This is a genomic window from uncultured Anaerococcus sp. (genome assembly GCF_963510915.1).
Lineage (GTDB): Bacteria > Bacillota > Clostridia > Tissierellales > Peptoniphilaceae > Anaerococcus.
The window spans coordinates 1-5,113 of sequence record NZ_CAUPHG010000108.1; the positions used below are offsets into that span (position 1 = coordinate 1).

Annotated in this window: 8 protein-coding genes; all 8 read left to right on the top strand. The window is 36.2% G+C overall.

The features are described from left to right. Positions 1–49 precede the first annotated feature (49 nt). Positions 50–592: an FMN-binding protein gene (locus RQ893_RS08010; RefSeq protein WP_311482507.1), complete on the top strand. Its 543-nt coding sequence runs from the start codon at positions 50–52 to the stop codon at positions 590–592. A gap of 8 nt (positions 593–600) precedes the next feature. Beyond that, on the top strand, positions 601–1,224 hold the full coding sequence (locus RQ893_RS08015; RefSeq protein WP_311482500.1) for an electron transport complex subunit E: 624 nt from the start codon (positions 601–603) through the stop codon (positions 1,222–1,224). An 8-nt stretch (positions 1,225–1,232) separates the two neighbouring features. After that, positions 1,233–1,808 (top strand): RnfABCDGE type electron transport complex subunit A, encoded by a 576-nt coding sequence (locus RQ893_RS08020; protein ID WP_311482501.1) that lies wholly within the window; start codon positions 1,233–1,235, stop codon positions 1,806–1,808. Between the two features lie 9 nt (positions 1,809–1,817). After that, the gene (locus RQ893_RS08025) at positions 1,818–2,618 is read left to right on the top strand and encodes an RnfABCDGE type electron transport complex subunit B (protein WP_311482502.1); all 801 of its coding nucleotides are present in this window, start codon (positions 1,818–1,820) and stop codon (positions 2,616–2,618) included. A 102-nt stretch (positions 2,619–2,720) separates the two neighbouring features. Next, a complete protein-coding gene (locus tag RQ893_RS08030) occupies positions 2,721–3,110 on the top strand; it encodes a NusG domain II-containing protein (RefSeq protein ID WP_311482503.1) in 390 nt (129 codons plus the stop codon). Then, positions 3,107–3,628: a Gx transporter family protein gene (locus RQ893_RS08035; RefSeq protein WP_399523576.1), complete on the top strand. Its 522-nt coding sequence runs from the start codon at positions 3,107–3,109 to the stop codon at positions 3,626–3,628. The genes RQ893_RS08030 and RQ893_RS08035 overlap by 4 nt, the downstream gene beginning before the upstream one ends. Further along, positions 3,629–4,309, top strand: coding sequence for a DNA repair protein RadC (radC, locus tag RQ893_RS08040; RefSeq protein WP_311482505.1), 681 nt, complete (start codon positions 3,629–3,631; stop codon positions 4,307–4,309). It begins immediately after the preceding gene. A 9-nt stretch (positions 4,310–4,318) separates the two neighbouring features. Further along, positions 4,319–5,113 (top strand): rod shape-determining protein (locus RQ893_RS08045; protein ID WP_311482506.1); only part of this gene is annotated, 795 nt, incomplete at its 3' end.

A 5,113-nucleotide genomic window follows, 5' to 3' on the forward strand; every position in this document is an offset into this window, starting at 1 on the left:
ACTAGAGACAGGATTTTTGGTAAGGCCAAGGCAAAAAAAGGAGCTAAGAATGAACAATAGTTTAAAATTAGGTATTAAATTACTTTTAATAACATCAATTACAGCCCTAGCTCTTGCCTTTACAAACAATATGACCAAGCCAATTATAGAAGCTCGTCAACAAGAAGAGCTTAAAGAAAGCTTGGCTGTAGTATATAAGGCAGATAGCTATGAAAAGCTAGATGTAGAAAAGCCAGATGTTGTAGAAGTAGTCTACAAGGCAAAGGGTGCAGATGGTGACGGATATGTTTTTCAAATAAAATCCCCAGGTGGTTATGGCGGCGACATTGAATTTTTAATTGGTGTTGACAAAGACCACAATATAACAGGGTTTGCTCCACTAAACCATTCGGAGTCAGCTGGCTTTGGTAAGCAAATGGAAGAAGATTTCTTCAAACAAGGCATGGTTGGAGTAAATATGGATAAGGAAGTCAAGGCAAGTGCAACAGGTGGGGAAAATGAAATAGTAGGCATAACAGGTGCTACAATTTCAACAACTACTATCTTGAGAGGTATTAATGCCGCAAGAGAAGTTCTTGCTAAGCTAGAATAGGAGATATCATGGAAAAACAAAAAGATAAAAAACCAAGGGTAAATTATGGCAAAATATTTACCGATGGTATTATTAAAAACAACCCTGTCCTAGTACAGATGGTTGGTATGTGTTCAGTACTAGCTATATCTTCATCATTAACCAATGCTGTTGGTATGGGTGTATCTGTAACATTCGTACTTGTAATGAGTAACCTTGTTATATCATTACTTCGTAATTTCATCGCTGATGAAATAAGAATCCCATCATTTATCGTAGTAATAGCAGGTTTCGTAACCATAGTTCAAATGTTAATAAAGGCTTATGCTCCAGCTTTAGATAAAAGTTTGGGTATCTTTATTCCACTTATAGTAGTAAACTGTATTATCCTTGCTCGTGCTGAAGGTTTTGCTAGCCAAAATGGTCCAATCCCATCAATAGTTGATGGTATCAGCCAAGGACTTGGTTATACAATCGCTATTTCAATCCTAGCATTCTTTAGAGAGTTATTAGGATCAGGAACACTTTTTGGCATGCCAGTTATACCAGAAGAATACACCATAGGCTTCATGCTTCAACCAGCATCATCATTTATAGTCCTAGGTCTTATTTTCGGTGCCTTCCATGCTATTATGAACAGAAAAAATAGTTAGGAGTTATTATGGCAGAATTATTTAAAATTATAATAGCAACTATATTCGTATCAAACTATGTATTAGGACAATTCTTAGGTATCTGTCCAACTCTTGGTGTAACCAGCAAGGTTGAAACAGCAAGAGGAATGGGCTTTGCAGTAATCTTCGTAATAGTACTTGCAACAGTTATTACTTGGTTTATCCAACACTACATACTAGAAGTTTTTAATGTACAGTACCTACAAACAGTTGTCTTCATCTTAGTAATAGCAACACTCGTCCAATCAGTAGAAACAGTAATGAAAAAATCTATGCCAGCCCTTTATGGAGCGCTCGGTGTTTATTTACCACTTATTACTACAAACTGTGTCGTATTAGGTGTAGCAATCAAGGCAATAGACCTTTCCTACAACTTAGTTGAATCAACAGTATATGCTTTTGCAGCATCAATTGGTTTTATGCTAGCAATTGTACTACTTGCTTATCTAAGAGAAAAAATCGAATATAACAAAATACCTGAGTCATTTAAGGGAGCACCAATCTCTCTTATAACCCTAGGTCTAATGGCTATAGCCTTCATGGGCTTTGCAGGTTTAGCATAGGAGGTAAGAATGCAAAATTTATTATTGCCAGTAGCAATCCTTGCTATAATGGGCTTTATCTTTGCGATAGCTCTAGGCTTTATTTCAGAGAAATTTCATGTAGAAAAATCAGTAAAAGAAGCAGCAGTTAGGGAATGCCTCCCAGGTGCAAACTGCGGTGCTTGTGGTTTTCCTGGTTGTGATGGTCTTGCAGCAGCAATTGCAAAGGGCGAAGCTCCTGTAAATGCTTGTGCCATCGGTGGAGCAAGCGTAACAGCAGCTGTAGCAAAAGCTATGGGTGTTGAAGCGACAGGTGCAGATGACAGAAAAGTAGCACTCGTACATTGTAATGGAACTTGCGAAGCAGCTAAAGATCAATATAAATACCAAGGCCTTGAAGATTGTAGGGCTCAAATTGCCTTATTTGGTGGAAAGAAGGCCTGCGATTATGGTTGTATAGGTTGTGGCACTTGTGAGAAAGCTTGTCCATTTGATGCAATTCATATTTTAAATGGAGTCGCAAAAGTTAATAGGGATAAGTGTGTAGCTTGTAAAAAATGTGTTGAGGTTTGTCCAAAACATATTATTGAGCTTGTACCATTTAAGCAAAAACAAGCAGTGCTTTGTTCATCACATGATAAGGGCAAGGATGCAAGAGCAAAATGTTCTAATTCTTGCATAGGATGTACAATTTGCGCAAAGACCTACCCAGAAGCCTTTGCAATGGATAATTTCTTATCTAAGGCAGTAAATTTAGAGGAAGTTGATCAAGAACTCTTAAAGACAGCTGCTGAAAAATGTCCAAATAAATGTATAACATTATTTGAATAAAATTTGAAGAAGACCCTTCGGGGTCTTTTTTTTACGGGTAAAAACCATATAATATAACCATGATTATTGTATAAAATAAATAGACAAGATATAGAGGTTATTATGAAGATAAAAAAAGGAGATATAATTGTAATTGTTGGCTTGATTTTTTTAAGTTTCGGGCTGAATTTTGCAATTGATAAGCTTTCTACAGGTCACGAGGGAGATTTGCTTGTGGTCGAACAAGATGGAAAAGTCATAAAAAAACTTCCGATGGATAAGGATACAGAATATGTGGTCAAATACGGAAGCCATTACAATAAAATTGTCATCAAAAACAAGAAGGCCTATATAAGTGAAGCTGACTGCCAAGATCAGATTTGTGCTCATATGCACCCTATAGAAAAGGAAGGTCAGACTATTATTTGCCTGCCTCATAGGTTGTTTTTGGAATTAGAAAGTCACAATGATAAGAAAAATGATGAAGACAAGATTGATAAGGTGGTGCAATAATGGGAAAAAATATCAAAGACCTAACTAATATGGCACTTTTGGTAGCCCTTGCTCTTATAATATCACTTATAGAATTGCAAATCCCTGTTCCTGTGCCTATACCAGGTGCAAAACTCGGACTTTCAAATATAATAATATTAGTAAGTCTTTATTTTTATGGCTTTAAGGCAAGTCTATCTATAGCCCTTCTCAAGAGCTTTATGCTAGTTCTTATAACAGGGGCGGTGACTTCCTTTTTCTACTCAGCAGCAGGAGCGATTCTTTCGTCAATAGCTATGGCAATCGCCTTGAGATATCACGACCGCTTATTTTCTTTTATTGGTGTAAGCGAAATAGGAGCTTTTGCTCATAATATGGGACAGATAATAGTTTCTGCTATAGTTATGGAAAATATTAAAATGTTCACTTATTTTCCAGCCCTAGTAATAGTTGGCACCTTTAGTGGATTTTTTGTGGGACTTTCCTCAAATTTTATAATAAAGCATATGAAAAAAATAAACATTGGAGATAATGCATAAGTGAAACAGACGATTAAGGATATGAAGTTGATAGATAGGCCAAGGGAAAAACTCATAAAGTTAGGCCACGATAGCCTAAACGAAAAAGAGCTTCTTGCCATTATAATATCAACTGGCACAGATAAGAAAAATGCCATTGAGCTTGCCGAAGAAATACTTGACACTTTTAGCGAAGAGACTCTCCTTGAAATAGAAGTTGAGGAGCTAATAAAGATTAATGGCATAAAACAAGCCAAAGCTTCTAAGATTGTAGCAAGTCTACAATTGGGCAAGAGAATAAAGGAAAATATTTTAAATAAAGAAAAGTATAAGATTAATTCAAATCAAGATGCCTATGAGTATATAAAAGACACCATTAATTTTAGAGATAGGGAGTATTTCTATACGATTTTACTAAATAACAAAAATGAAGTTATTTCCAAAGAGCTTATTTCAATAGGTGACTTGAGTTCTTCCATAGTAAATCCTAGGGAAGTCTTTAAGAAAGCTATTAAAAAATCAGCCAAGTCTATGATTTTAGTTCACAACCATCCTTCAGGTAATCCGACTCCTTCAAAGGCTGACCTTATGATTACCCGTAGGCTCATAGATGCAGGTGAAATCCTTGATATTACTGTTCTTGACCACTTGATTATAGGTCATGGGTCATATGTAAGTTTAAAAAAAGATAATTATATATAGGAGTACAGGATGAAATTTCAAATAATTGCTACAGATTTTGCCATAGATCTTGGCACTAGCAATATCTTAGTATATAAAAAAGGCGAGGGCCTTATAATTAATGAGCCATCAAGTCTAGTTCTCGATGAAAACCGCACCAAGGTTTTGGCGGTTGGTCAAGAAGCTAAGGATATGCTTGGCAAAACTCATGATGATATACAAGTTGTAAAACCAATACAAAACGGAGTCATAACTGACTTTAACCTCACTGAGGCCATGTTAAATTATTTCTTTGATAAGGTCAATGTTGGTTTTAGTCTAGTTCAACCAAGGGTTGTAATTGTTGTCCCATCTGGTATTACTGATATCCAAAAAAGAGCGGTAGAAGATGCTGCCCTTCACGCTGGTAGTAGGGATATTATACTAGTTGATGAATCACTCGCCGCTGCTTATGGAATGAATCTATCACCAGATGAACCAAGGGGAATATTAATGATAAATATAGGTGCTGGCACCAGCCAGGTAGCAGTAATTTCCCTAAATGGAATTGTAGTATCTGAAACAATGAATAAGGGTGGGGACTACCTAGATGAAAAAATCGTTGATTTTTTCAGGCAAGAGAAGAATCTTGAGATAGGTAAAAATACTGCTGAAGAAGTAAAGATTAATCTCGCAAGCCTAAAGATAAAAGATGGCAATAATGAGATGGAAGTAAACGGTAGGGATATAATGGATGCTAGACCAAGAACAGTAAACGTGATGTCTAATGAGTTGGTATCCTCTATTTTACCTTATGCTGATGAGGTGTGTGAAATGGTACTTGAG

What these genes read in the sequence shown, in the direction of transcription:
- RQ893_RS08010 (WP_311482507.1), top strand. Translation starts at nt 50, where the DNA reads ATGAACAATAGTTTAAAATTAGGTATTAAATTACTTTTAATAACATCA.
- RQ893_RS08015 (WP_311482500.1), top strand. Translation starts at nt 601, where the DNA reads ATGGAAAAACAAAAAGATAAAAAACCAAGGGTAAATTATGGCAAAATA.
- RQ893_RS08020 (WP_311482501.1), top strand. Translation starts at nt 1,233, where the DNA reads ATGGCAGAATTATTTAAAATTATAATAGCAACTATATTCGTATCAAAC.
- RQ893_RS08025 (WP_311482502.1), top strand. Translation starts at nt 1,818, where the DNA reads ATGCAAAATTTATTATTGCCAGTAGCAATCCTTGCTATAATGGGCTTT.
- RQ893_RS08030 (WP_311482503.1), top strand. Translation starts at nt 2,721, where the DNA reads ATGAAGATAAAAAAAGGAGATATAATTGTAATTGTTGGCTTGATTTTT.